General features: G+C 73.6%; 22 protein-coding genes and 1 pseudogene. 11 read left to right on the top strand and 12 right to left on the bottom strand.

Features of this window, described 5'->3' with window-relative positions; genetic code table 11:
• Window positions 1-24 precede the first annotated feature (24 nt).
• The gene (locus OG199_RS27215; protein ID WP_405831702.1) at window positions 25-780 is read right to left on the bottom strand and encodes a hypothetical protein; all 756 of its coding nucleotides are present in this window, start codon (window positions 778-780) and stop codon (window positions 25-27) included.
• Between the two features lies 1 nt (window position 781).
• Window positions 782-1303, bottom strand: a complete 522-nt coding sequence (locus tag OG199_RS27210) for a sigma-70 family RNA polymerase sigma factor (protein ID WP_356800897.1) — start codon at window positions 1301-1303, stop codon at window positions 782-784.
• A 291-nt stretch (window positions 1304-1594) separates the two neighbouring features.
• On the opposite strand from OG199_RS27210, the gene OG199_RS27205 reads away from it, so the two are divergent.
• On the top strand, window positions 1595-2611 hold the full coding sequence (locus tag OG199_RS27205) for an aspartate-semialdehyde dehydrogenase (RefSeq protein WP_405831700.1): 1017 nt from the start codon (window positions 1595-1597) through the stop codon (window positions 2609-2611).
• A gap of 108 nt (window positions 2612-2719) precedes the next feature.
• Here OG199_RS27205 and OG199_RS27200 read toward each other — a convergent pair whose 3' ends face one another.
• Entirely contained in the window at window positions 2720-3202 is a 483-nt protein-coding gene (locus OG199_RS27200; RefSeq protein WP_405831698.1) for a DUF1203 domain-containing protein, read from the bottom strand.
• 113 nt (window positions 3203-3315) lie between these two features.
• On the opposite strand from OG199_RS27200, the gene pepN reads away from it, so the two are divergent.
• Window positions 3316-5889, top strand: a complete 2574-nt coding sequence (gene pepN, locus OG199_RS27195; RefSeq protein WP_405831697.1) for an aminopeptidase N — start codon at window positions 3316-3318, stop codon at window positions 5887-5889.
• 214 nt (window positions 5890-6103) lie between these two features.
• Here the strand turns inward: pepN and OG199_RS27190 are convergent, their stop codons facing one another.
• On the bottom strand, window positions 6104-7546 hold the full coding sequence (locus OG199_RS27190; RefSeq protein WP_405831695.1) for a M14 family zinc carboxypeptidase: 1443 nt from the start codon (window positions 7544-7546) through the stop codon (window positions 6104-6106).
• 410 nt (window positions 7547-7956) lie between these two features.
• On the opposite strand from OG199_RS27190, the pseudogene OG199_RS27185 reads away from it, so the two are divergent.
• Both OG199_RS27185 and OG199_RS27180 read left to right on the top strand, forming a co-directional pair.
• Window positions 7957-9132: pseudogene (locus tag OG199_RS27185) on the top strand (HesA/MoeB/ThiF family protein); the annotation flags it as partial.
• A gap of 311 nt (window positions 9133-9443) precedes the next feature.
• Window positions 9444-10655: a hypothetical protein gene (locus OG199_RS27180; protein WP_405834683.1), complete on the top strand. Its 1212-nt coding sequence runs from the start codon at window positions 9444-9446 to the stop codon at window positions 10653-10655.
• Here OG199_RS27180 and OG199_RS27175 read toward each other — a convergent pair.
• From OG199_RS27175 to OG199_RS27165, 3 genes are all read right to left on the bottom strand, one after another.
• Window positions 10630-11406: an SDR family oxidoreductase gene (locus OG199_RS27175; protein ID WP_356800903.1), complete on the bottom strand. Its 777-nt coding sequence runs from the start codon at window positions 11404-11406 to the stop codon at window positions 10630-10632. The two genes, OG199_RS27180 and OG199_RS27175, sit on opposite strands and share 26 nt — an antisense overlap.
• A gap of 189 nt (window positions 11407-11595) precedes the next feature.
• A complete protein-coding gene (locus tag OG199_RS27170; protein WP_405834681.1) occupies window positions 11596-13035 on the bottom strand; it encodes a sigma-70 family RNA polymerase sigma factor in 1440 nt (479 codons plus the stop codon).
• A gap of 214 nt (window positions 13036-13249) precedes the next feature.
• Window positions 13250-14719, bottom strand: coding sequence for an FAD-dependent monooxygenase (locus OG199_RS27165; RefSeq protein ID WP_405831692.1), 1470 nt, complete (start codon window positions 14717-14719; stop codon window positions 13250-13252).
• Window positions 14720-14908: 189 nt separating this feature from the next.
• Between OG199_RS27165 and OG199_RS27160 the strand changes: the two genes are divergently transcribed.
• Entirely contained in the window at window positions 14909-15523 is a 615-nt protein-coding gene (locus OG199_RS27160; RefSeq protein ID WP_356807300.1) for a TetR family transcriptional regulator, read from the top strand.
• Between the two features lie 206 nt (window positions 15524-15729).
• Here the strand turns inward: OG199_RS27160 and OG199_RS27155 are convergent, their stop codons facing one another.
• From OG199_RS27155 to OG199_RS27145, 3 genes are all read right to left on the bottom strand, one after another.
• Window positions 15730-15969 carry a hypothetical protein gene (locus OG199_RS27155; RefSeq protein ID WP_153290561.1) on the bottom strand — a complete coding sequence of 80 codons (240 nt, stop codon included), beginning with the start codon at window positions 15967-15969 and terminating at the stop codon, window positions 15730-15732.
• 92 nt (window positions 15970-16061) lie between these two features.
• A complete protein-coding gene (malQ, locus tag OG199_RS27150; protein ID WP_405831690.1) occupies window positions 16062-18131 on the bottom strand; it encodes a 4-alpha-glucanotransferase in 2070 nt (689 codons plus the stop codon).
• Window positions 18132-18407, bottom strand: a complete 276-nt coding sequence (locus tag OG199_RS27145) for a hypothetical protein (RefSeq protein ID WP_356807297.1) — start codon at window positions 18405-18407, stop codon at window positions 18132-18134. It lies immediately after the preceding gene.
• A 170-nt stretch (window positions 18408-18577) separates the two neighbouring features.
• Here OG199_RS27145 and OG199_RS27140 point away from each other — a divergent pair, with 170 nt between their 5' ends.
• The 5 genes from OG199_RS27140 to OG199_RS27120 all read left to right on the top strand — a co-directional run bounded on the left by OG199_RS27140 (window position 18578) and on the right by OG199_RS27120 (window position 23313).
• Window positions 18578-19192: an RNA polymerase sigma factor gene (locus OG199_RS27140; RefSeq protein WP_405831688.1), complete on the top strand. Its 615-nt coding sequence runs from the start codon at window positions 18578-18580 to the stop codon at window positions 19190-19192.
• Window positions 19189-20139, top strand: coding sequence for a zf-HC2 domain-containing protein (locus OG199_RS27135; protein ID WP_405831686.1), 951 nt, complete (start codon window positions 19189-19191; stop codon window positions 20137-20139). Before OG199_RS27140 ends, OG199_RS27135 begins: the two co-directional genes overlap by 4 nt.
• Before the next feature lie 68 nt (window positions 20140-20207).
• Complete coding sequence (locus OG199_RS27130; protein WP_356807303.1) at window positions 20208-20960, top strand: ABC transporter ATP-binding protein; 753 nt, start codon at window positions 20208-20210, stop codon at window positions 20958-20960.
• Between the two features lie 527 nt (window positions 20961-21487).
• Window positions 21488-22657 carry a hypothetical protein gene (locus OG199_RS27125; RefSeq protein ID WP_405831685.1) on the top strand — a complete coding sequence of 390 codons (1170 nt, stop codon included), beginning with the start codon at window positions 21488-21490 and terminating at the stop codon, window positions 22655-22657.
• The gene (locus OG199_RS27120; protein ID WP_405831683.1) at window positions 22654-23313 is read left to right on the top strand and encodes a hypothetical protein; all 660 of its coding nucleotides are present in this window, start codon (window positions 22654-22656) and stop codon (window positions 23311-23313) included. Before OG199_RS27125 ends, OG199_RS27120 begins: the two co-directional genes overlap by 4 nt.
• 63 nt (window positions 23314-23376) lie before the next feature.
• Here the strand turns inward: OG199_RS27120 and OG199_RS27115 are convergent, their stop codons facing one another.
• Window positions 23377-23913 (bottom strand): HNH endonuclease, encoded by a 537-nt coding sequence (locus tag OG199_RS27115; protein ID WP_266699227.1) that lies wholly within the window; start codon window positions 23911-23913, stop codon window positions 23377-23379.
• Between the two features lie 272 nt (window positions 23914-24185).
• On the opposite strand from OG199_RS27115, the gene OG199_RS27110 reads away from it, so the two are divergent.
• Complete coding sequence (locus OG199_RS27110; RefSeq protein ID WP_356807289.1) at window positions 24186-25295, top strand: mechanosensitive ion channel family protein; 1110 nt, start codon at window positions 24186-24188, stop codon at window positions 25293-25295.
• 68 nt (window positions 25296-25363) lie between these two features.
• Here the strand turns inward: OG199_RS27110 and OG199_RS27105 are convergent, their stop codons facing one another.
• On the bottom strand, window positions 25364-25519 hold the full coding sequence (locus OG199_RS27105) for a hypothetical protein (RefSeq protein ID WP_405831681.1): 156 nt from the start codon (window positions 25517-25519) through the stop codon (window positions 25364-25366).
• Window positions 25520-25772 lie beyond the last annotated feature (253 nt).

Below are 25772 nucleotides of genomic sequence, written 5' to 3'. Positions count from 1 at the left end.
TTTCTCGTGCCCGGGCCGGCCCTCTCATTCGCAGGCGAGGCCGCGGGAGGCGGGCAGCGCCCCGAGGATCCACTCCCGGTCGCGGGCGATGTCCTTCTCCCCCGTCGTCCACCGGTCGGGGGTCACCGCGCCCCGCCGGATGCCGACCAGTACGTGCTCACCCCGGCGCGCACCGGCCTCCTCCCGGTCCACCAGGAAGGTGACCCGCGCCCGCGCCTTCGCCGGCTTGTAGGAGCGCGTCACGTCCAGGGTGATCCGGTCCCGCCCGGTGCCCTGGACCGGCTCGATCCCGGTGATCTCGCCCTCGACCAGCAGCCGGGAGCAGGCGAGGTAGCCGGGGGCGCTGAGCGAGGCCGAGCCGCTCGCGCCGTCCGCCGCCTTCGCCGCGCTGTCCGACGACGTCTTCGAATCCACGCCCCCGCCGCCCTGCGCGATCAGCCAGCCCATGCCGACGACCATCGCGGCGACCACGGCCGCGGCGAGGGTGCCCAGGGCCACCGCCAGGGGACGGCGGCCCCGGTTCCGCGGCGGCGCCCCCGCCGGGCGGCGCGGACGCCGCCCGGAGACCCGTACGGGCCTCGCCTGCTCCCCCGGTTCCGCCAGGGCGCCCCCGATGGCCGCCAGCTGCTCCCGAAGCAGCGCCAGGTCCGCGACCGCCGACCGGTGCTCCGCCACGGTCTCCGGGTCGTCGCGGGCCCCCTCGGGCAGCGGTTCACCGGTGATCGCGGCCCACAGCGCGTCCGCTGCCGCACTGTCCTCGTGCTCGGCGTACCCGGCCACGTCACACCACCTCGTCCTCGTGCAGGCGGGCGCGCAGGGCACGGACCGCCGAGTGCAGCCTGCTCTTGACCGTGCCCTCCGGGATGCCGAGCTCCTCGGCTATCCCGCGCACGGGGAGATCGGCGTAGAAACGCAGGACGAGGACCTGCCGATGCGCGTCGGGCAGCTCGTCCAGCCCCTGCGCCACGGCGAGCGAGAGCACGCTGGAGTCCTCGCCCGAGGGGTGCTCCAGCTGCCGTAGCCCGGCCAGCCGCTCGCCGAGCCGCTGCTGGCGGTGCTTGGCCCGGTGCCAGTCCATCGCCAGGTTCGAGGCGACGACCGCCACCCACGCGGACACGTCACGCGGTGCCTCGTCCCCCTTCGCCGCACGCTCCAGCAACCGCAGGCGGACCTGCTGCACCCCGTCCGGCAGGTCCGCCTGCGGTACCCCGCCGAGCGCGAGCACCGCCCGCACCCGGCGTTCCTGCGCCGCGTCCAGCGGGTCGTCCACCCCCTGGGCACTGCGTGTCCTTCTGCGCAGCACAGCTGCCCTCCCCTCCCGCGTTTCCCCTACGACGCCGGAGCGGGCCGAAACGTTCGGCCGGCGCCGCGGAGTCGTACGGAGTCGTACGTCACACCGGGCCGCGACCGGGGGGACGCGAGCGCCGTACGGCTTGCGGTCGCCGGGGTCCGCGGGACGGTTTTCTTCCGGCCGCCGCGCGCCGGCCGCGTCCCACTCCGCGAACGGTGTGGGCAAAGGATTGGACACAACGGCACGGGTCAGACGCATGATGGAAGCGCTGGACCACGTAGAACGCACGCAAAGGGAGTCGCCGTGAGGGTCGGAATCGTCGGAGCCACCGGTCAGGTCGGCACGGTCATGCGCAGGATCCTGGTCGAGCGGGACTTCCCGGTGACGGAGCTGCGCCTGTTCGCCTCGGCCCGCTCGGCCGGCACGGTGCTGGACGGCGTGACGGTCGAGGACGCGACGACGGCCGACTACTCCGGCCTGGACATCGTCCTCTTCTCGGCGGGCGGCTCGACCTCCAGGGCACTGGCCGAGAAGGTCGCCGCGCAGGGCGCCGTCGTGATCGACAACTCCTCCGCCTGGCGCAAGGACCCGGACGTACCCCTGGTGGTCTCCGAGGTGAATCCGCACGCGATCGCCGACCGCCCCAAGGGCATCATCGCGAACCCGAACTGCACGACGATGGCCGCGATGCCCGTCCTGCGGCCGCTGCACGACGAGGCGGGTCTCGAGGCCCTCGTCGTCGCCACCTACCAGGCCGTGTCCGGATCCGGTCTGGCGGGCGTGGCCGAGCTGCACGGCCAGGCGCTGAAGGTCGTCGCGGACGCCGACCGGCTCACCCACGACGGCGGCGCGGTCGACTTCCCCGAGCCGCAGGTCTACAAGCGGCCCATCGCCTTCAACGTGCTCCCGCTCGCCGGCTCGATCGTCGACGACGGTCTGCACGAGACGGACGAGGAGCAGAAGCTCCGCCACGAGTCCCGCAAGATCCTGGAGATCGCGGACCTCAGGGTCTCCGGCACCTGCGTCCGGGTCCCGGTCTTCTCCGGCCACTCGCTCCAGGTGAACGCCCGCTTCGCACGCCCGATCACGGTGGAGCGCGCCACCGAGCTGCTGGCCGGCGCCCCGGGCGTCACGCTCTCCGACATCCCGACCCCGCTCGAGGCCGCGGGCCACGACGCGTCGTACGTCGGCCGCATCCGCGCCGACGAGACGGTCGAGCACGGTCTCGCCCTGTTCATCTCGAACGACAACCTCCGCAAGGGCGCCGCCCTGAACGCGGTCCAGATCGCGGAGCTGGTGGCGGCCGACCTCAAGGGCTGACGCCCACCGCGCACGCCCCCGGGGCGGTCACCCCACGGTGACCGCCCCTCCGCACGTCGTGTCCGCCCCTCCCCGCGGTACGTCCGTCCGTCCCGCGGCACGCGCCCGTCACGCCCGGCGCACCTCGTAGAGGAAACAGCCGTACTCGACGGCCCGTACATGGACCAGCTCCACCGCCGGGTCGGCGAACGCCGCCTCGAAGGCGGCCTGGAACGCGGACCACTCCGGGACCTCCACCAGCCGGCCCCCGAGGATGCGCCCTTCGGCGGAGTAGCGCCGCACGGTGCGGTGGGCGCCCTCGAACGGCCGGACGTCCGCGGCCGGACCCCCGCACTCCCGCGCGTGGACGAAGACCGGACCCTGCTCGTCGTAGGCGCCCGGATCGACGCCGGCCGCGGCGGCCCAGCGGCGCAGCGGGGCGTACGAGACGAGGGCGATCCGCTCCCCCGGCTCGCTTCGGCGCAGACAGCAGCGGAGCGGAGCGCCGCCCTCCTCGTCCGTGAAGGGAACCATCGGGCGCCCGGCGTCGTCAGCTGTGCGGAGATCCTTCAGGACCTCCGCTTCGATGGGGCGTGCGGCATGGATCGTCATGCGCTCCAGACTCGCGCCCGAAAGCCCCGGTCACCGGCGGGATACGGACATCGCGTTCCGTGCTGGTCCCGTGGAAGGATGGCGCAACCGTCACATAACGAGGAGATGACCGCGTGCCTGGCACAAACCTGACCCGCGAAGAGGCGCAGCAGCGCGCGAAGCTGCTCACCGTTGACTCGTACGAGATCGATCTCGACCTCTCGGGCGCGCAGGAGGGCGGCACCTACCGGTCCGTGACCACGGTGCGCTTCGATGTCGCGGAGGGGGGCGCGGAGTCCTTCATCGACCTGGTGGCCCCGGCCGTTCACGAGGTGGTCCTGAACGGGGACGCCCTCACGCCCGCCGAAGTCTTCGAGGACTCGCGGATCACGCTGCCCGGCCTGCTGGAGGGACGCAACGTCCTGCGGGTCGTCGCCGACTGCGCCTACACCAACACCGGCGAGGGCCTGCACCGGTTCGTCGACCCCGTCGACCAGCAGGCCTACCTGTACACCCAGTTCGAGGTCCCGGACGCCCGGCGCGTCTTCGCGTCCTTCGAGCAGCCCGACCTGAAGGCCACCTTCCGGTTCACCGTGAAGGCGCCCCCCGGCTGGACCGTCATTTCCAACTCGCCGTCGCCCGAACCCAAGGACGACACCTGGGCCTTCGAGCCGACGCCGCGGATCTCCACGTACATCACCGCGCTGATCGCCGGCCCGTACCACTCCGTGCACAGCGTGTACGAGAAGGACGGACAGAGCGTGCCGCTCGGCATCTACTGTCGTCCCTCGCTCGCCGAGTTCCTCGACTCGGACGCGATCTTCGAGGTCACCCGGCAGGGCTTCGAGTGGTTCCAGGAGAAGTTCGACTACGCGTACCCGTTCGAGAAGTACGACCAGCTCTTCGTGCCCGAGTTCAACGCGGGCGCGATGGAGAACGCGGGCGCGGTGACGATCCGGGACCAGTACGTGTTCCGGTCGAAGGTCACCGACGCCGCGTACGAGGTCCGCGCCGAGACGATCCTGCACGAGCTCGCCCACATGTGGTTCGGCGACCTCGTGACCATGGAGTGGTGGAACGACCTGTGGCTGAACGAGTCGTTCGCCACCTACACCTCCATCGCCTGCCAGGCCTACGCCGCGGGCAGCCGCTGGCCGCACTCCTGGACGACCTTCGCCAACTCCATGAAGACGTGGGCGTACCGGCAGGACCAACTGCCGTCCACCCACCCGATCATGGCGGAGATCCGTGACCTGGACGACGTGCTCGTCAACTTCGACGGGATCACGTACGCGAAGGGCGCGAGCGTACTGAAGCAGCTCGTCGCGTACGTCGGCATGGACGAGTTCTTCCGGGGCGTGCAGGCCTACTTCAAGCGGCACGCGTACGGCAACACGCGTCTGTCCGACCTGCTGGGCGCGCTGGAGGAGACCTCCGGGCGCGACCTGAAGAACTGGTCGGAGAAGTGGCTGCGGACCGCCGGCATCAACGTCCTGCGCCCGGAGGTCGAGACGGACGCGAACGGGGTCATCACCTCCTTCGCGATCCGCCAGGAGGCCCCGGCGCTCCCGGCGGGCGCCAAGGGCGAGCCGACGCTCCGCCCGCACCGCATCGCGATCGGCCTCTACGACCTCGACGACGCGAGCGGCAAGCTGGTGCGCGACGAGCGGATCGAGCTCGACGTCGACGGCGAGCTGACCGCCGTGCCCCAGCTGACCGGCAAGCGCCGTCCGGCCGTCTTCCTGCTCAACGACGACGACCTGTCGTACGCCAAGGTCCGTCTCGACGAGGACTCGCTGGCCTTCGTGACGGAGCACCTCGGCGACTTCGAGTCCTCGCTGCCGCGCGCGCTGTGCTGGGCCTCCGCCTGGGACATGACCCGCGACGGCGAGCTCGCCACCCGCGACTACCTGTCCCTGGTGCTGTCCGGCATCGGCAAGGAGTCCGACATCGGTGTCGTGCAGTCGCTGCAGCGGCAGCTCAAGCTGGCGATCGAGCTGTACGCCGACCCCGCCACCCGCGAGGCGCTGCTGACCCGCTGGACCGAGGCGACCCTCGCTCACCTGCGCGCGGCCGAGGCCGGCGGCGACCACCAGCTCGCCTGGGCGCGCGCCTTCGCGGCGACCGCCCGGACTCCGGAGCAGCTGGACCTCCTGGAGGGCCTGCTGGAGGACCGGGAGACCATCGAGGGTCTCGCCGTCGACACCGAGCTGCGCTGGGCGTTCGTCCAGCGCCTCGCGGCGGTCGGACGCTACGACGAGGCGGAGATCGCGGCCGAGTACGAGCGCGACCGGACGGCGGCCGGTGAGCGGCACGCGGCCACCGCGCGGGCCGGCCGTCCCACCGCGGAGGCGAAGGAGGAGGCCTGGGTCTCGGTCATCGAGTCCGACAAGCTCCCGAACGCCGTGCAGGAGGCGGTGATCGGCGGCTTCGTGCAGACCGACCAGCGTGAGCTGCTCGCTCCCTACGCGGACCGGTTCTTCGCCGTGGTGAAGGACATCTGGGACGCCCGTTCGCACGAGATCGCCCAGCAGATCGCGATCGGCCTGTACCCGTCGATCCAGGTCTCCGAGGAGACCCTCGCCAAGACGGACGCGTGGCTGGCCTCCGCCGAGTCCAACGCGGCCCTGCGGCGTCTGATCTCGGAGTCCCGCGCCGGGATCGAGCGCGCGCTGAAGGCCCAGGCGGCGGACGCGGCGGCCTCGTAACCGGTCGCCTCACGTCCTGCCTCGTACGCCGTACGTCCCACGTCGTACGGAAAGGGGGCGCCCGGCATGTGCCGGGCGCCCCTTTCCGTTCCCGGGGCGGGCGGATTCCTTCGGACCAGGGTGCGGCGGCACCACGGCGTTCACGAGGCCCGTGGATGCCTTCCGTCCACGGCGTCGCCGGACCCCTCTGTCGCCCGCGCCGCGAGAGGGGTCCTCACATCAGGGCGCGGGCGAGCACGAGCATGGTGCGGGCCTGGAGTGCGGTCTGGTCGGCGACGGGCACCCAGCGGGCGTCGAACGTGCGCTCCAGCTCGCGGGCCCACCCGGCCACGAGCGCGTCCAGCGCCGGTGCGCCGCCCAGGGCCTGGCTCATCATGGCCGCCGCGCGCAGCGGGATGCGGCGGGCCGCGATGCCGAGCGAGGCGGCGTTGCCGACGGTGGTGGCCAGTCGGGCGGCGCTCCAGGTGTCCACGACGCCGGAGCCGATGTCCATGAGTTCGCGGGCCGCCGTGAAGTGAGCAAGCTCGTCGGGCGTCGCGGGCGGACTCGGGTCCAACTCACCGACCACCGATTCCAGTTGCTTGATCCGGCCGAGCAGGAGTTCGCTGATGTCGGCGAGTTCACGGCGCGGCTCGGCCACCGGCCGGGGATCGCCGACGCCCGCCACGCTCCAGGAGGGCGCCTCGACCACGGCCGAGACGGTGCCGTGCCGCATCGCGTGCAGCCAGGTCGCCCGCGAGACGAAGCCCGAGGGGTCCCGTTCCTCCGCCGGGCTGCCGTCGGGCAGGACCAGCACGCCCGGTCCCTCGACGAGCCACCCCATGCCGTCGAAGGGCCGGTGTTCCAGGGGCACGCCCAGGTCCGCCGCGATTCGGCGGTAGGCGGCCGGTGCCCCGGGCACCGCACGGGTCAGTTGCAGGAAGGTTCCTCCTACTTCGACACCGTGCAGCGAGAACTGCACGACGGGGCGCAGTTCGTCGATGAGCCGCAGCAGGGCCTCGGACTCCGGCATCGGCGCGCGCGGATCCTCCGCGACGGGCGGGAACTCGGGCTGGGCGGCGAAGGCGGGGCGGTAGAAGCCCCGGTAGTAGCTCCCCATGAGGGGCGGTGCGGGGGCGGGCCGCACGGCGCGCGACGACGGCCCGGCTCCGGGCGGCGCCCCGTTCGTCCGCCCGTACGCGGTGTCCGAAGCGTTCCTGGCGTCCACGGCGTCCAGGGTGCTCACGGGGTCCACGGCGTCCAGGGTGCTCATGGGGTCGACGGTGCCCACGCCGTTCGGGACGTCGGAGGCGTTCGGGACGTCGGAGGGGTTCGCGGTCATCCAGCCCTCGGCGAGACGCGCACCGTCGGGATCGAGACAGAGCAGGAAGTGCCAGGTGCAGTCCAGCCCTCCGTCGCCCCTGCCCAGGACGCTCGGATCACGGGCGAGCCGGCGGGCGAGCCGGAGTGAAGTGGCTCCGCCCACCGGCTCGTTGGCGTGCGCGCCGGCGACCGTGAGCACCTGGCGCGGGCCGTGCCCGGCCGACAGCAGCCACAGCGGCCGGCCGGCACGCGAGGTCCCGATGTCGCGCAGACGCAGGTCGTCGGGCCGCGCTGCCACCGTCGCACGAGCGCCTCGCAGCAGCTCGTCCAGGGTGGGATACGGGGTTCCCCGCATGCCGGGCTCCGGTCAGGTGCCGTTCGCGTTGCTGGCCCCGGTGGTCTCCTTCTTGTCCAACGGACGGATCACGATCCTGGCAGCCATGTGGTCCCCTCTCCTTCACAACCTACGGTGCGCGCGACAGCGGGGCCCGGACCGTGCCGGGCCGTCGAGCGGGTACGGCGGGCTGGTCAGCCGCCGTTGCCGCCGCTGCTGTCGCCCGTGGTCTCCTTCTTGTCCAACGGACGGATCACGATCTTTGTGGGCACGCCAACTCCTCCCCCTCGCAAGGATGTTGCGCATCGTGGCGCGATCGTCGACCGCGTCTTGTCAAGGCTCGACTCGGGGCACCAGAGTGTCAAGGCATGTACCTGTAACGGGAAGGGGTCCTGGTGACGGTCACGGTCGAGACGCTCCGCCGACCCCGGATCAAACCCGAGCACCGGGCCTACCGCACGATCGACGGCAACGTCCGTATCGGCAGCGTCATCCACGGCATCGGCGCGGAGATCGCGGACCCGGAGGGCTGGGTCTGGACCCTGGTCGAGGCGATGGACGGGACGCGGGAGCCGGCCGAGGTGGTCGACGCGGTACTGCGGGCGCATCCCGGACTCATCGGTCTTACGGACGAGGACACCCGTCAGGCGATGGCCGATCTGCTCGACGCCGGGTTCGTGGAGGACGCGGGGGCATCCGTGCCGGTGTCCGGGCGCGAGCGCGTCCGCTACAGCCGGGGCGTGCCGCTGCTGCGCTGGATGGACCTCGGTCCCCGGGCCACCCCGTGGGACGCCCAGCTCCGGCTGCTCGGCGCCCGGGTGCTGCTGATCGGGGTCGGCGGCACGGGAGGCCACGCCGCGCAGAGCCTGGTCGCCTCCGGAGTCGGCCGTCTGCACTGCGTGGACCCGGACGTGGTCGAGCTGTCGAACCTCAACCGTCAGCCCCTGTTCCGCGAGCCCGACCTCGGCCGTCCGAAGGTGGAGGCCGCGCTCGCCACCCTGCGGGCCCTGAACTCGGACGTGACGGTGACCGGGGAACGGCGGGAGGTGCGGGGGCCGGAGGATCTGGCCGAGCTGGTGCGGTCCGGGGCGCCCGAGGTCCCGCGTGCGCTCGCGGTCCCGGATCCGCCCGGGGCCACGCGTCCGCCCGGGGCCCCGCGCGCGTCCGGTCCGTACGACCTGCTCGTTCTCGCCGCCGACCGTCCGGACGACATCCGGCGCTGGGCGAACCGTGTCTGCCTGGCCGCGGGCCTGCCGTGGGTCGACGCCGGATACCGGGGTCCCCTGGTGACGGCCGGGGTGCACGTGCCCGGCCGGGGAGCCTGCTGGGAGTGTCTGCGGGCCGCGGAGGTCGCCCGCCGCGACCTGCGGCTGGCGCCGGGCCAGGACGAGGAGGCCGCCTCCCCGCATCTGCCGTGGAACCCGGCGAGCGCGGTCACCGCCGGTCTTTCCGGCGGCCTGCTCGCCCACGCGGCCCTGGCCCTGCTCACCGGCGTGCCCGCGCTCGACCCGGGTTTCCGCTTCGGGATGAACCTGATGCTGCCCGGGGATCCCGTGCTGGAGAGATCCCCGCGACGACCCGACTGCCCGGCCTGCGGCGACCGGCCCACCGGAGAACGCGCCGCGTCACGCACCGAATCAGGGGCCGAGCCACGGGCCGAAGGACGAACCGGGGGCACACCCGGAGAACGGACCGAAGGACGAACCGGGGGCACACCCGGAGAGCGGACCGAAGGCCGGACCGAAGAACGGACCGAAGAACGGGCCGAAGGCCGGACCGAAGAACCTCCCGGAGAACGGGCCGAGGGCCGGACCGAGGGAACGTCCGGAGAACGAACCGGTATCCGGACCGGAGGGCAGTCCGGACACCAGGCCGGAGGCCAGGGGTGACCCGGTCCGCCGGGGAGCGTCACGGGTGCGTGGGCCCCGGCGGCGGGCCCCCGGCGACCCCGGGCCCCACCCCCCACGTACGGCTCCACCGGCTCGACTCGCGCCCTGACGGGGACGAATGGATCGTCGGGCGGCTCGCGACCGGCCGGTTCGTCGCGCTGCCCGAGGTCGGCAAGCAGGCGCTGGACCTGCTCGGGCAGGGGCTGGGCGCCGCCGAGGTCGGGCGGCGGCTGCGGGCGACGACCGGCGACGACATCGACGTACCCGATTTCGTCGAGGCGCTGGTGGACCTCGGGTTCGTGGCCGAGGTGGACGGGCGGGCGACCGAGTCACCGCCTCCGCCGAAGGCGACGTTCGCCCGGATCCGCCCCCGTCACGTGCGCTGGGTGCTGAACCCCGTCGTCCCCGTCCTGGTCGGACTGCTGATCGCGGCCGCCCTCCTCACCCGGCCACCCGTTCCGCTCAGCTACCACACCCTCCTGTGGAGCCCGCGCGGCAGCGCGGTGATCGCGCTCGGCGCGGGCGTGGGCTGGACCCTCCTGCTGCTCCACGAGTGCGCGCACCTGGTGGCCGCCCGCGCGACCGGCGTCCCCGGCCGGATGCGGCTGGGCACACGGCTGCAGTTCCTGGTCATGCAGACGGACATCAGCGGCATCGAGATCGCCCCGCGCCGGCACCGTCTGACCGCCTATCTGGCCGGCATCGCGACCAACCTGTCCGTCGCCTCGCTCGCCGCCCTCGCGGCGGGCACCACCGACGGCACGGGCCGCCGGGTCCTCGCCGCCGTCGCGCTGCTCGCCCTGCTCCCGCTGCCCTTCCAGCTCATGGTCTTCATGCGTACGGACCTGTACTTCGTGCTCCAGGACCTGACGCGCTGCCGTGATCTGTACGGGGACGGGGTGGCGTTCTCCAAGTACGCCGCCCGGCGCGTGCTGCGGCGCGCGTCCGCCCCGGACCCCAGCCTCGAACTGCCCGTCCACGAACGGCGGGCCGTACGCGTGTACAGCGCCGTGCTCGTCGTGGGCACCACGCTGTGTCTCGCGTTCCTCGCGGCCGTCACGCTGCCCGCGGACGTCACCCTGTTCGCCCGCGCGGTGACCCGGCTGGGCGCCGGCCACTCCGCCGCGCAGCGCCTCGACTCCGCGGCGGTCGTGGTCGCGCTCGGCGGGGTCCACCTGCTGTGGGCGCGTACCTGGTGGCGGGGGCGGCGCCGGCTCAGTGCGGGACCATCCCGCCCGTGACGTTGACGAACGTGCCGGTGATGCCGCCCGCCCGGTCGGAGGCGAGGAAGGCGGCGGTGGCGGCGATCTCGGCGAGGGTGGGGTTGCGCCGGGTCATCCGCATCCCGGCGAGGTTCGCGAGCAGTCCCTGAAGGGCCGTCTCGTCGAGGTCCATACCGCTGTCGACCGCGGCGAGCTTCTCCCGGGTCAGCGTCTCGGGCACCCCGGCGGCCCACAGGCCCACGACCCGCAGCCCGCGCGGTCCCAGCTCCGTCGCCAAGTTCCGCACCAGCGTGTCGATCGCCGCGTCGGCCGGTCCCGTGCCGCCCATCATCGGACTGCCGTGCGCGGAGCCGCTGTTGAGCGTGAGCACCACGCCCGAGCCCGCCTCGGCCATGCGCCGGGCGGCGGCGCGGGCGGTCGTGAAGGTGGCGCGGATGCCGGTCTCGACGGGCCGTACGAAGTCCTCGACCGGCAGGTCGACCAGCGGAACTCCGTGCACGTCGCCCCGCGTGACGAGGTTGAACGAGATGTCGACGGCGTCCAGCGAGGCGACGTGCGCCTCGACCGCCGCCTCGTCCAGGGCGTCGAGCACCGCGGTCTCGGCGTACCCGCCCGCCGCCACGATGTCCTTCGCCACCGCGTCCAGCGTCTCGCCCGTACGCCCCACCAGGTGCACGCGGGCACCCTCCTGGGCGAAGGTGCGCGCGACGGCGCCGCCGATGGATCCGCCGGCGCCGTAGATGATCGCGGTCCTGTCGGTGAGCAGCATGGTGACGTCTCCTGAAGGTGTCGGCCGTACGAGTGCGTCGTACGGGTCCGTCGAACGGGTCGGTCATACAGACGTACGCGCCCTCCCGCGCTCATCGGTCACCACTCGTCGGTCACCACCCGTCGGCCGGCAGTCGTCGGCCGGCAGGCGTCGGCAGGCGGTCATCGGGCCGCGCTCTCGGCGCGTCGGTCACCGGTCGGCCGGGAGCCGCAGGGGCAGGCCGAACGCCGGGAAGAGGTGCGGCTCGAAGGAGGTGATCTCCACGATGCGGTCGCCCTCGATGCGCAGGACATCGAGGACCTGGGCGCGAAACACGGTCGTACCCGGGCGGCGTACGTAACCCCCCGCCGCGAGCTGGCCGTTGGCCCGCGCGGGAAGGTGTCGCCAGTGGCCGAGGAAGAGCGGGGACGCGGGGTCGAGGCTGATCCCGAGGAACTCGGTGAGCGCGGCGCGGCCGACGAACCAGTACGGGTTCGGCGGCATGGTGAGCCTGATGTCCTCGCTGAGCAGGTCGGTGAACGCGGCGAGGTCGAGGCTCTCGGCGGCCGCCATGTAACGCCCGAGGACCTCGCGCTCGCGGGCGTCGGCCTCGGCGGTCCAGTCGGTGCGGCGGCGGGGCAGCCGGTCGCGCAGGGTGGGCCGGGCGCGTTGCAGGGCGCTGTTGACCGAGGCCACCGTCATCTCGAGCGCCTCGCCGGTCTCGGCCGCGGAGAGACCGAGCACGTCACGCAGGACCAGGACGGCACGCTGGCGGGGCGGCAGATGCTGGATGGCGGCGAGGAAGACGAGCTCCATGGTCTCCCGGGAGACGGCGAGGGCGTCCGGCTGGTCGTCGGCGGAGGGCAGGTCCTCGTCGGGGTACGGCTGGAGCCAGGTGATGCGGGCCGGGGGTTCGGCGCTGCCGTGGTTCATACCGGGCAGCGGCTCGTACCGCTGGGGACGGCGGGCGGTGCGCCGCTGGAAGTCCAGACAGGTGTTCGTGGCGATCCGGTACAGCCAGGTCCGTACGGCCGCCCGCCCCGCGAAGCCGTCCCGGGCCCGCCAGGCCCGCAGGAACGTCTCCTGCACGAGGTCCTCTGCGTCGTCGTACGAGCCCGCCATCCGGTAGCAGTGCACGCGCAGTTCGCGCCGGTACGGCTCCACGAGCGCGGCGAAGTCGCTCTCCCCGAGGGCCGCGTGCGGACCGGAGTCGTGCGTCACGGAGGGCCGCGTGACGGAAGGCTGCGTGACGGAGGCCCGTGTGACGGAATCGCCTGTGCCGGAGTCGCGCGTGCCCGAAGCGCGCGTACCGGGGCCCTGGTCCGGGGAGGTCCGCGGGGCGGTGGGGTGCGGTGCGTCGCGGTCCGCGGTGGTGGATTCGTCGGCGGGGACCGGTGAGTCCGGCCCTTTCGTCACGTCGGCCCGGGTGACGGAATCCTTCGCGGTGTCCCGGGCGACCCGGGCGATGCGGCGCAGCCGTCCGACCGAGGAGGCAAGGTCGGTCACGCCGGAGTAGAAGACGGACGGCGGCTGCGGAACCAGCGCCTCGACCTGCCGCCCGACCTCCTCGATCAGCCCGCGCACGGTGTCGACGGGCGCCGCCTGCCGCTCCCGGTACGCCTTCTGCCGACAGGCGGCGGAGCAGTACACCGAACTCCGTCCCGTCCGCCCGGCCCGCCCGGCCAGGGGCTTGGCACAACTGCGGCACACGGCATCGGTCACGGGAACCTCCGGGGGGACACGTCACGCGGGATCGACGTGACGCTATCGCCGCGGTCCGGCCTCGCGAAGGCGATCGGCCCGGTCCGCGCGAAGGCGATCGGCCCGGTCCGGACGGCACCCCCGGGCCGGACGACACCCCGGTTCAGTCGCCCACCGCGGCCGTCACCGCCGCCTCGACCGCCGCCTCGTCGGGGGTCTCCGCGGCCCAGGCCACGTATCCGTCGGGCCGCACGAGCAGCGTGGTCCGCCGGTCGCTCGCCCAACTCTCCACCACGAGGCGGTCCTTGCGGTCGCCGGCCTCGTACGGGCGAGGGGCCCGTCCCGGCGTCACGAGGACGAACCTGCCGCCCCGCAGTGCCTCGTAGAGACGTCCGCCGCGCAGGGCGACATCGGGGACACGGGTGCCGACGAGGGCGTGCGCGCCACGCGGCGCCCGGTAGGCGTAGCCGATGCCGGTGATCTGGCCGGTCGCCTTCCGGCCGGCCGGGCCGACCCTGTCGAGGACCGTGGTGAGCGCGGTGCGCAGCGCCAGCGTCCACGGGCGCTTGGCCATCGCGAGCCGTACGATCCCGCCGCTGCTGCGGAGCACCGACCTGCCGACGGGGTGGCGCTCGGCCTGGTAGGTGTCCAGCAGGGCGGGCGCCGCGTGGCCGTTGACGACCAGGGCCAGCTTCCAGCCGAGGTTCGCCGCGTCCTGGAGGCCGGTGTTCATGCCCTGACCGCCGGCCGGAGTGTGGACGTGGGCGGCGTCACCGGCGAGGAAGACCCGGCCGACGCGGTACGCGGGTGCCTGGCGCTCGTCGCTGTGGAAGCGGGACATCCAGCGGGCGTCGTGCATGCCGTAGTCGCGGCCCAGGGAGAGCCGTGTGATCTCCTTGACCTCGTCGAGTCCGAGCGGCTCGGTGTCGGGGACGTTGCGGCCCCGGTGCCAGCCGATCACCCGGTAGTAGCCGTCGCCGAAGGGGGCGATGAAGGCGAAGGCGTCGCCGACGGCGTTGGCGGTCAGCACCGACTCCGGTTCCTCGGCCAGCAGGACGTCCGCGAGGACGACGGACCGGATGACCGACTTGCCGGGGAACGGCAGTCCGACCGCTTCGCGCACCGCGCTGTGCATCCCGTCCGCGCCGACGACGTACGCGCCGCGCAGTTCCCCGGTCTCCCCGTCCGGGTGCCGGACGTCGAGCGTCACGCCGTCCGCGTCCTGGCGCAGCCCGGTCACCTCGGTCTCGTACAGGAACCGCACCCCGGCCTCGACCGCCCGCCGCTCCAGCGCCTTCTCCACCTCGTACTGCGGGATCACCAGCAGGTGGTTGAAGCGGGAGGGGAGCGTGTCGAGCGCGACGGAGAGCCGGCCGAAGAGCCGGATGCGGTCGAGGGGCCGGCCCTGGGCCTCCAGTTCGTCGGCGAGTCCGCGGGCGTCGAGCTGCTCCAGGGTGCGGGCGTGCAGGACGAAGGCGCGGGAGAGGTTACTGATCTTGTGCGGGCGCTTCTCGACCAGGGTCACGGGGACGCCGGCGGTGGCGAGGTCGGCGGCCAGCAGAAGGCCGGTGGGACCGGAGCCGACGATGATCACGGTCCGGTACGCGGCGTCGGTGCGGGTCTTGCCGTTCATGGCGGCCTCCTGATGCCAACAATCATGGGCCAACACTCGTTGACCGACCATTCCCGCCAGGCGGTCCCCGCCGGGCGATGCTGAGCGATCGCCGGTCAACGCATAGTCAACGCTTGTTGGCCAACGCTCGTTGACAACGTAGAACGCCCACACTGGACTGTCAACAGGTGTTGGCCTACGGTTGTTGGCATGCCTGTCAAGGAACCCTCGGCCACCGCGCCGGCCTCACCCCCGACCTCGTCCCAGGCCTCGCCCCGCCGCTCCGACACCACCCGCACCGCGATCCTCACCGCCGCCCGCGAGCGCTTCGCCGCCGACGGCTACGAGCGCGCCACCATCCGTGCCATCGCCAGGGACGCCCGTATCGACCCGTCCATGGTCATGCGCTACTACGGCTCGAAGGAGGGGTTGTTCGCCGCGGTCCTCGACGTCGATCTGCGGCTGCCCGAGCCGGAGCGACTGAACCGGCAGGACGTGGGACACGCCCTCGTCCAGCACTTCCTGGACCTCTGGGAGGAGAACGAGGTGCTCACCGCGGTACTGCGGGTCGGCGTCACCAACCAGGCCGGCGCCGAGCGCATGCAGGGCATCTTCCGGGACCAGCTGCTGCCGATCGCCCTGCACCTCTGCCCCGACCCGGAGCAGGCGCCGGTCCGGGCCGCGCTCACCACCGCACAGCTGCTGGGCCTCGCCCTCGCCCGCTACGTCCTGCGCTTCCCGCCCGCCGTGGCGCTGCCGCGGGAGGAGATCGTGGCATGGCTGGCCCCGACGGTGCAGCGGTACCTCACGGCGCCGCACCCCTAGGGCGTGCCGCGAAAGTCCCGCCTGCCCCCCGACGCCTGCCTCGCGACGCCTGGCACGCCCAAGAGGTCGCGCCGCGCTCCCGGAGCGTGCGCCCGGCACCCCGGAGGCACACCTCCTGGAAACACGTCGAGGGAGTCCCCGCACACCCGGACGGGTGAGCGCGGACTCCCTCGACGGAGAGACGGAAGGGCGGAGGAGAGCCGGAATCAGCCCCGCTTCGCCGGCTTGGGAGACTTGTCCAGAACCATCACGAGGCCCGCGATGATCGCGAACAGCAGGATCGGCGCGACGACGTAGAGGCCGACCGTGTCGATCACGCTCAGGCCCTTGCCGGGGTCGTCACCGTCGTCGCGGGTCAGCGCGAGCGCGGGGGACGACATGAGCAGCATCATCAGCGTCGTACCGGAAGCCAGGGCGCCGGCGCGCAGGGCGTTCTTCTTGTCCACGGTGCAAACGTAGCGAACCCCCGAACGCGCCGCGCGCCCGGGGGTGCCGTACGGAGGTCCCGGCGGTGCCTCAGCGGTACCTCAGGGGTGCCTCAGCGCTGTGGGCGACCTCCCCCGCCGTCCCCCGGGAGCGCCCGCAGCACGTCGACGAGGGCGTACAGCCGCGGTGAGGCGGCCAGTTCCTCCAGCGTGACCGGGCGGCCGTCCGCGTCGGCGACGGGCAGCCGCCAGTTGGGGTACTGGTCCCAGGTGCCGGGCAGGTTCTGCGGGCGCCGGTCGCCGACCGCGTCCGGCAGCCAGACACCGACCATGCGGGCCGGAGTGCGCAGCAGGAACCGGTGCACGGCCTGGATCTCGGCCTCCTCCGACACCGCGGAGCCCGAGCCGCGCAGCAGCCCGAGCCGGGCGAAGAGCGCCAGCCACTCCCCCGTCTCCGCCGCGGCCGCGGCCCGCTCCTCCGCCAGGCCGCCGGTCAGCAGGCCGAGCCGGTCCCGGAGTTCGACGTGGTCACCGGTGAGGCGGGAGGCGGTGGGCGGCAGGTCGTGGGTGGTGGCGGTGGCCAGGCAGTCCGCGCGCCAGCGCTCGGGAGGAAGGGGCTGTCCGTCGCCGTCCCAGTCGCGTTCGAACCACAGCACCGAGGTACCCAGCACCCCGCGCTCCTGGAGCGTCTCGCGCACCCCGGGCTCGACGGTGCCGAGGTCCTCGCCGATCACCAGAGCCCCGGCCCGCGAGGCCTCCAGCGTCAGGACGGCGAGCATCGCCTCGGCGTCGTAGCGGACGTACGCCCCCTCCGTGGGCGGCTGTCCCTGCGGGATCCACCAGAGCCGGAACAGGCCCATGACGTGGTCGATGCGCAGCGCGCCCGTGTACCGGAAGAGGGCGCGCAGCAGGCGGCGGTAGGGCGCGTAGCCCGAAGCGGCCAGCCGGTCCGGGCGCCAGGGCGGCAGACCCCAGTCCTGGCCGCGCGCGTTGAAGGCGTCCGGGGGCGCGCCGACCGACATGCCCGCCGCGTAGTACTCCTGCTGCGCCCAGGCGTCGGCTCCGCCCGGATGCACCCCGACCGCGAGGTCGTGCACGAGTCCCACGGGCATGCCGGCGTCCCGCGCGGAGCGCTGTGCGGCGGCGAGCTGGGCGTCGGTGAGCCAGGCGAGGCGGCTGTGGAAGTCGACCCGGTCCATCAACTCGCCCCGGGCGCGGGCGGTTTCGGGTGAGCGGGGGTCGCGCAGGCCCACGGGCCACTGCTGCCACTGCGGACCGTGGACCTCGGCGAGCGCGCACCAGGTGACGTGGTCCTCCAGCGCCTCACCCCCCTCGGCGAGGAAGTCGACGTACGCGGCCCGCCGTCCGGGCCCCAGCGGTACCTCGCGGATCAGTTCCAGCGCCTCGCGCTTGAGTTCCCAGACGGCGTCGCGGTCGATCAGCGCGTCCTTGTCGAGCACCGACGCGCGCAGTCGCTCGGCACGTTCCAGCAGCGTACGGACGCGGTCGCGGTCGTCGACGTACGCGAACTCGGGGATGTCCTCGATCCGCAGGTGCACCGGGTCGGGGAAGCGCCGGGAGGAGGGGCGGTACGGGGAGGGGTCCGTGGGCGTGCCGGGGACGGCCGCGTGCAGGGGGTTGACCTGGACGAATCCGGCGCCCAGGGTCCGGCCGGCCCAGGCGCTCAGTTCGGCGAGGTCGCCGAGGTCGCCCATGCCCCAGGAGCGGCGGGAGAGCAGGGAGTAGAGCTGGACGAGGAGTCCGTAGGTGCGTCCGGGCGGCGTGGGCAGCCGGTCGGGGGCGACGACGAGGTGGGCGTCGGCGGTCCGGCCGTCGGGTGCGGTGGCGCGTAACGCGTGGACGCCGGGCGGGAGTTGCTCGGCCGCGGCGCGGGTCTCGCCCTGTTCGGTGGTGATGCGCAGACGGGTGCCGGCCGGAAGCGCGGACAGTGCGTCGGGCGGGCGTCCGCCCCAGCAGACCACGGTCGGCGGCAGGAGCCGGTCCCGCGTCTCGGCCTCCCGGGCGGCGAGGGCCGCACGGACGGCGTCCGGGGTGCTCGCGTCGACGCCGAGCGCCGCCAGGGCGGCGACGACCGCGGTGTCGGTGGCCGCGACGGTCCGGCCGGGCGAGGGGCTGTAGGAAGTGGCGACGCCGTGCAGTGCGGCGAGCCGGGACAGCGGCATCTAGACCCCCGAGGCATCCGTGGCGGCGCCGGTGGAGATGGGTTCGCTGGTCAGGTGCGCGGCGTCGGCCAGCGGCGGCTCACTGGTCAGCGGCTCGGCGTCGGGGAGCGGGGGTTCGCTGGTGAGCGGGAGCTCGGCGGCGGTGCCCTCGGCGGTGAAGAGGCAGAAGCGGGGTTCGGCGCAGACGCGTGGCTCGACGGAGAAGCGGGGTTCGACGGTCGGTTCCGTCGGGCGTTTGGAGAGGGCCGAGAGCAGAAGGTGTGCCGATGCGGCCACGGGGGCCTCCTTGTCGGGTACGGCGGGCGGGTTACCGCAGCCCTACCCAACGCGCGGGACGGCAGACGTACACGGGCGAACAATGTGCTTTTGGTCACGTTCTGTTCCGCTCGGACCCGTGAGCCGTGCCGGAATGAACCGGTGGCTCCTACGGGGCCGATAGACGGGGTGTGAGACTGTTCCGCCCCGTGAGGGGCCACCGGGAGGACGCCACGGACGCGGCACTGCTGCGGGCCGTCGCGGACGGGGACTCGGCGGCGCTGGCCGCACTGTACGACCGGCACGCCGGATGGCTGCACACGCGGCTGACCCGGCGCTGCCGTGATCCCGAGGTCGTCCGGGAGGTGCTGCAGGACACCTTCGTGACCGTGTGGCGGTCGGCGGCCGGGCACCGGGGCGCGGAGGCGGGCGGCTGGCTGTGGACGATCGCGGCGCGCCGGCTCGTCGACGCCCGGCGGGCGCGGGAGCGGGCCGTACGGGTCGAGCGGGCCGAACAGACCGAGTACGCGGCGCCGCGGCCCGTGCCCTCCGCGGAGGAGCGCGTGCTGGCGGGCCTGGAGTACGGGGACGTGGGCACGGCCCTGGACCGCATCTCCCCCGAACTGCGCGAGGTGCTGCGCGCCACCGTCGTCGACGGGCTGACCACGCGCGAGGCGGCCCGGCTGCTCGGGATCCCCGAAGGCACGGTCAAGACCCGTGCGATGCGGGCGCGCGCGGAACTCAGGGCGGCGCTCGCCCACCTCAACCCCTCTGTGGACCCGTCACCGCTGGGAGGCCCGGCATGACCGGCTGGCACGCCGCCGACGATCTCGTCGCCCGTTACACGGACGGCTCCCTTCCGGAGCCGGACGCCTGGTCCCTGGAGAAGCACCTGGAGAGCTGCGGTTCCTGCGCCGCACGGGCCTCCCACGCGGCGCGCGCCGGGGCAGCGGGGCCGGTCCTGGCGCACGTGCGGGACGCGGTCCTGGACACCGTCCTGCACACGGCCCGGAATCCGCTTCCGGCTCCCTCGCTTCCCACGCCCGCTGTGCCCACACCCTCGGCGCCGCGGGCCGCCCGGGCCGCCGGGGGGCGGCTCGGGCGGATCGTCTGGGCCGCCGGGCCCGCTCTGCGCGGTGCCTGGACCGGGGCCGTGCTGCTGGTGGCCGTGGGGGCGCTCGCGCTGGCATACGGCGGCGGGTCCGACAGCGCGCGCCCGCTTCTGCTGGCCGTCGCGCCGGTGGTCCCCGTCGCCGGGGTCGCCCTCTCCTACGGCAGGCACGCCGACCCGCTGTACGAACTCGTCGCAACGTCGCCCTCCGGCGGACTGCGGCTGCTCCTCACCCGGACGGCCGCCGTACTGGCGGTGAGCGTGCCGCTGCTGACGGCGACGGGGCTGCTGCTCCCCACCGTCGGTCCACGCCTGCCGCAGGCGCCCATGGCGGCGGCCTGGCTGCTGCCGGGGCTCGCCCTGACGCTGGCCACGCTGGCGTTGTCCGGATACACGAGCTGTCGTACCGGCTCCGCGGTGGTGGGCGGCGGCTGGCTGCTCGCGCTGGCGGCACCGGTCCTCGCATCCGGTGGCCCGGGCCCGACGGCCACCGGTTCGGGCCTGACGGAGCGTCTCGCCCAGCAGCTCTCCCTCTACTTCACCGGCGCGCCCGCACAGTGGGGATGGGCGGCGGGGTGTGCGCTCTGCGCCCTGCTGCTCGCCGCGCGCCGCACCGCGTACGACCGTCTGGAGACGATGTGAACACCCCTGCCCCGCCCGGCACTTCCTCGAAGAACGGGGGTCCGGGCGCCGGATCCACCGCGATACGGGTGTCGGGGCTGACCGTCCGGCACCGCAGGACCACCGCACTCGACGCGGTCGACCTGGACTTCGGCACCGGCGTCCACGGGCTGCTCGGTCCCAACGGCGCCGGCAAGACCTCCCTCATCCGGGTCCTCGCGACCGTGGCCGAGCCCGCCGGGGGCCGCGTGGAGATGCTCGGCAAGGATCTGCGCGGGCACCGGGAGCGCAGCGCGTTCCGCCGTGAACTCGGCTATCTGCCACAGGACTTCGGGTACTACCCGGGATTCACGGTCCGGGAGTTCGTGGCGTACGTGGCCTGGCTGAAGGAGGTTCCGGCCACCGCCGCCCCGGCCTCGGTCGAGCGGGCCGTGGCCCGGGTCGGGCTCACCGACCGCATCGACGCGAAGGTCCGGACGCTGTCCGGCGGCATGGTCCGCCGGGTCGGCATCGCCCAGGCCATCGTGAACGACCCCCGTGTCCTGCTCCTCGACGAACCCACCGCGGGACTGGACCCGGAGCAGCGCGTCGAGTTCCGGGCGCTGCTGCGGGAGCTGGGCGAGGAGTCCACGGTGATCGTGTCCACCCACCTGGTGGAGGACGTGGCCGCGGCGTGCACGGGTGTGACGCTGATCGAGGCGGGCCGGGTCGCGTATCGCGGCACCCCCGGGACGCTGGCCGCCCTCGGCGCCGACGGCCACGAGTCCGACGGCAACGCGATCGAGCGCGGCTACACCACGGCCCTGCGCGGTCACCGCGCGGCGACAGGGGCGGCCCGATGACCGTACGGATCCGCCCGGACGACGACCGCCCGGCCGGCGAGGAGACCCCCGCCGACACGGCCGGCACGAACGCCCCGCCCTGCGGGAAGAACCCGGTCGGCGAAGCCCCGTGGTCGCGCCGACCGACCGAGCCGGAGGGCAGCCGCCCGACAGGCCCACCCCCACCGACCCGGCCTCGCGACAGTCACCCGTCAGGTCCAGGGCCCGAGCCGACAGACAGCCGCCCGGCGGACCCCCCTACCCGCCGCCCCCACGCCAACCGTCCGGCGGGCCGCCGGCCTCGGCCCCGGCCCTGGCCCCGACCCCGGCCTCACGAAAGCCCCGGGACGGGTGAGCGGACCCGGGACGTCCGCGTCCGCGCGGCGGGCGCCTCTCGCCACCCGCTCCGGATCGAGTTCCTGCGCGGGTTCGCCCCCTGGGCGGCCGCCGCGCTGCTGCTCGCTCTCGCCTGGGCACTCGCCGCCACGGCGGCGCAGTGGCAGGGCAGCTGGGGTGGGACGACGGACAGGCTGAGCACGGCATCCAGGGTGATCGCCGTTCCCTTCGCCCTTGCCGCGGGAGCCTGGCAGGGCGCCCGGGAGCACCGGCGGCGGATGACGGAGCTGCGGGCCTCGACCTCTCGTGCACCGCTCGCCCAGGCCCTGACGGCCGCTCTGCCGCTCGCCTGCGCGCTGGCGGGGGCGTACCTGGTGGCGGCGGCCGGCGCGCTGCTGGCCTGCGCGCCCTACGCGTCGGCGGGCGGCCCGGTCCCGACCGTCTTCGCCGGGGTGGCGCTGTCGATCGCCGCGTGCACGCTGCTCGGCCATGTGGCCGGGCGGGTGATGCCCTGGCGGCTGACCGCTCCCGCGTTCGCGATCTGCGGATACGTCCTGGCCGCCACCAGCGGCAGCCGCTCGTCGTCGGGTCTCACCGAGCTCGCCCCCTCCTCGCTGCGTCTGTTGGGCGACGGCTACCTCCCGGTCTGGTGGTACCCCCTGGTGTCGGCCCTCTGGGTGGTCGGCCTCGCCGCCGCGGCGGTCCTGGCCCATGCCGCGCGCCGCCGTGCCACCGCGCTGCTGCCGCTCGCCGCCGCTTCCGCCGCGGCCGTTCTGCTGGTCCACACGGGTGACGGGACGGTGCGCGACAACCCGCTCGCGCACCGCCAGGTGTGCGAGGAGTCGACCACTCCGCACGTCTGCGTCAACGCCACCCACCCGGGCCTGCTGCCGGAGGCCACCCGCGTGCTGTCCGGTGTCACGGCCCGGCTGAAGGGTGTTCGGAACCTGCCGGTCCGCTTCGAGGACCTGCCGGGCCCCCCGCGCGAGGACGAGGCGGAGCTGCCGATGCTCGCCCCGTTCGGCTGGTGGTCGGTCCGCGGGAAGGTGAACGATCCGGAGTGGTACGCCCGGCAGGGCGCCGGGAACCTGGTCCGCAGGGAGTGCGGGGAAACACCGTCCGATCGGCGCGTCCGGGCCACCGACCAGGCCGTGCTGCGCTGGCTGGCCCCGGACCACGCGGGACGGGACCTCCGCGAACGCTCCGTGGCATCGGCCCGGCAGCGGGGTGACACGGAGGAACTCGCGCAGTACCGCGCCGAGGACCGGGCGTACGCGCGCCTCGCCGCTCTGACCGGCGACGAGCGCCGCTCCTGGCTCGGCCGCTACTTCGCCACAGCCCGGGAATGCGGCCCCGACGCGAGCGAGGTTCCGTCCCTGTGAACGCCCCACGCGAAGTCACCCGGCCGGTCCCCCGCACCCTCTCCGCCCGCCACCGTGCCCCCCTCAGCCTCTACGCCCGCTCCCGTGCCGTCCCGGCCACCCTGGCCGCCCTCGCCGGTGCCGCCCTCCTCACCCTGTGGGCGGCGAGCGTGCCGGACGCCTTCCTCGACCCGTACCGCAGGGTTCCTCTGCTGTCGCTGGCCCCACTGGCGGTCTCGGCGGCGATCGGTGCGAGCCTGCACGTGTACGGGCGGGACCTGGACGACACCGCGGTGCGCCCCTGGTGGCCCAGGCGCCTGGCCCATCTCCTGGTCCTCACCACGCTCGGCGCCACCGCGCTCGCCCTCGCCCTCCCCGGGAACGCACAGGTGTTCGGTTCGGTGGGAATGGTCCGCAACACGCTGGGTGCCGTCGGTGTCACCGCGCTCGGGGCGGTACTGCTCGGCGCCCGGGCCGGCTGGATGCCCACGACGCTGTACTTCAGCGCGGTGTACCTGTCGGCCGCGTCGCCCCGCATGAGACACGCGACGGTCCTGAGCTGGCCCGTGCAGGCGGGCCCGCAGCGGGGTGCGTGGGCCGCCGCCCTGGCGCTGTTCGTGCTGGGCGCCGGGCTGTACGCGGTACGTGGCGCCCGCCCCGAAGGACCCCGCGGCTGACCACGGGGCGCACAGGGCGGGCCATGACGCACCCGGGCCGGGGGTGCACAAAAGCCCGGATCGTCAGGCGGAAATGCCGTCGATCCGGGCCATCGCATCCTCCGCGCCGTACGGCTGCAGGTAGGGCAGCCAGCGCGGGTCCCTGTGCCCTGTTCCGATGATGCGCCAGGCGAGCCCCGTCGGCGGGGCCGGTTTGTGGCGCAGGCGCCAGCCGATCTCGACCAGGTGGCGGTCGGCCTTGGTGTGGTTGCAGCGGCGACAGGACGCCACCACGTTGTCCCAGGCGTGCTGACCTCCGCGGGAGCGCGGGATGACGTGGTCGACGCTGGTTGCGACGCCACCGCAGTACATGCACCGGCCGCCGTCGCGGGCGAACAGTGCCCGACGGGTCAGCGGAACGGGCCCCCGGTAAGGGACCCGCACAAACCTCTTCAGCCGGACCACGCTGGGTGCGGGGACAGTAACGGTCGCGCTGTGCATGAAGGCGCCGGATTCCTCGAGAGAGACGGCCTTGTTCTCAAGGACGAGGACGAGCGCGCGGCGGAGCGGTACGACGCCGAGTGGCTCGTACGACGCATTGAGGACCAGGACATGCGGCACGGATGCCTCCTTGTACGCCGGCGGCGCGTGGCTCGCGCCGGGACGATCTGCAGTCAGTCTCCCCTCTTGCCTGGTGGAAGCGCCACCATGTCCCGGTAACGGGCTGGGAGTGTTTTCGACCACATTCTGTTCATCCCCAGGTGAGTACTGTCTCTCCCCCGAACATCACAACGATCCACACACGATGCCCCGTTAGTGTGGTTGTTCTGCCCGGCGGCGCCCATACCTGTCCCCGAGCCGCGGGCAGACCGCTACGCCTGGAGGTACCTGCTGTGTTCTCGACCGTCCTGCGGGCCGCAGGGTCCAGTCCGTCGCCCTCCCCCTCGGCGACGACGGGCCCTACGGTCGCCACGCTCCAGGACGCCCAGGAAAGCGCGACCAACGCCGCGAGCTGGGTCGAGCAGAACTGGTCGACATGGCTCGCGATCGGTCTGCGCGTGCTGCTGATCCTGGTCGTCGCGGCGGTACTGAGAGTGGTCGTCCGGCGGGCGATCACCAAGCTGATCGACCGCATGACCCGCACCGTCCAAGCGGTCGACGGGACGGCCCTCGGCGGCCTCCTGGTGAACGTCGAGCGCCGCCGCCAGCGCTCCCAGGCCATCGGCTCCGTCCTGCGCTCGGTGGCGTCCTTCCTGATCATGGGCACGGCCGCCCTGATGATCCTCGGCACGTTCGAGATCAATCTCGCACCGCTGCTGGCGTCGGCCGGTGTCGCCGGTGTCGCCATCGGTTTCGGCGCCCGCAACCTGGTGACGGACTTCCTCTCCGGCGTCTTCATGATCCTCGAGGACCAGTACGGCGTGGGCGACACGATCGACGCGGGGGTGGCCTCCGGCGAGGTCATCGAGGTCGGTCTGCGCGTCACCAAGCTGCGCGGTGACAACGGCGAGATCTGGTACGTCCGCAACGGCGAGGTCAAGCGCATCGGCAACCTCTCGCAGGGCTGGGCCACCGCCGGCGTCGACGTCCAGGTCCGCGCCTCCGAGGACCTGGACCACGTCCGGTCCGTGCTGAACGAGGTCGCCGAGGCGATGAGCAAGGAGGAGCCCTGGAACGAGCGCCTCTGGGGCCCGGTCGAGGTCCTCGGCCTGGACAGCGTGCTTCTCGACTCCATGGTGGTGCGGGTGTCGGCCCGGACGATGCCGGGCAAGGCGCTCTCCGTCGAGCGCGAGCTGCGCTGGCGCATCAAGCGCGCCTTCGACGCCGCGGACATCCGCATCGTGGGTGGGCCGACCGCGGCCGTGGACGAGGAGATCGTCGACCCGTCCGCCGCGGTGTCGGCCCCGTCGGCCCTCGGAAACCCGGCGTCCCCCCAGTCGGAGGCGGCCGCCCCCATCCCGGTCCCCGTCCCGGGCCCGACTCCGCCGAACGCGCCGAAGTAGGCCCCGGCCGTACGTACGAGGGGGCGGCACCCGGAACACCCGGGTGCCGCCCCCTCGTACGTACCGGCTCATCCACGAGCGGTCCCGGACTCCAGCCCGGTGGCCCCGGCCATCTGACGCACCGGGGCGAACGAGGAACCCTTTCCCAGTCCGGCCACCCCCAGGAGGCCCTCACTCTCCCGGACGTCGAGGACGACGTCTCCCGAGGGCAGGTCGAAGGACATCGATCCCCGGACGGACCGCTTCCCCGTCCGGGACGCCACCGGAAGTGGATCCCCTCGCGCCCCGTCCCGGCGACGAGGAACGCCCGCTCCGACGCCGCCAGTTCTTCGCGGACCCGCCCCTGCCACCCCGAACGGTTCGCGGGAACCCGTGAAGGTCACCGGATATCACGCGCCCCCGCTCACCCCGACCGGACGGGAAAGGCCCGGTCCCCGCCCCCGTAGGTAACGACTCGGTTGCCTCGGGGGCGGTTTC

Source organism: Streptomyces sp. NBC_01176, from assembly GCF_045039825.1.
GTDB lineage: Bacteria > Actinomycetota > Actinomycetes > Streptomycetales > Streptomycetaceae > Streptomyces.
Note: the sequence above shows the minus strand (reverse complement) of the source record. Positions and strands in the feature narration are given on the sequence as shown.

Bases quoted from the DNA above. Each gene is read 5' to 3' on its own strand.
- OG199_RS27200 (WP_405831698.1), bottom strand. From the start codon at position 3,202: ATGACGATCCATGCCGCACGCCCCATCGAAGCGGAGGTCCTGAAGGAT.
- OG199_RS27190 (WP_405831695.1), bottom strand. From the start codon at position 7,546: ATGCGGGGAACCCCGTATCCCACCCTGGACGAGCTGCTGCGAGGCGCT.
- OG199_RS27175 (WP_356800903.1), bottom strand. From the start codon at position 11,406: ATGCTGCTCACCGACAGGACCGCGATCATCTACGGCGCCGGCGGATCC.
- OG199_RS27165 (WP_405831692.1), bottom strand. From the start codon at position 14,719: ATGAACGGCAAGACCCGCACCGACGCCGCGTACCGGACCGTGATCATC.
- OG199_RS27160 (WP_356807300.1), top strand. From the start codon at position 14,909: ATGCCTGTCAAGGAACCCTCGGCCACCGCGCCGGCCTCACCCCCGACC.
- malQ (WP_405831690.1), bottom strand. From the start codon at position 18,131: ATGCCGCTGTCCCGGCTCGCCGCACTGCACGGCGTCGCCACTTCCTAC.
- OG199_RS27135 (WP_405831686.1), top strand. From the start codon at position 19,189: ATGACCGGCTGGCACGCCGCCGACGATCTCGTCGCCCGTTACACGGAC.
- OG199_RS27105 (WP_405831681.1), bottom strand. From the start codon at position 25,519: ATGTCCTTCGACCTGCCCTCGGGAGACGTCGTCCTCGACGTCCGGGAG.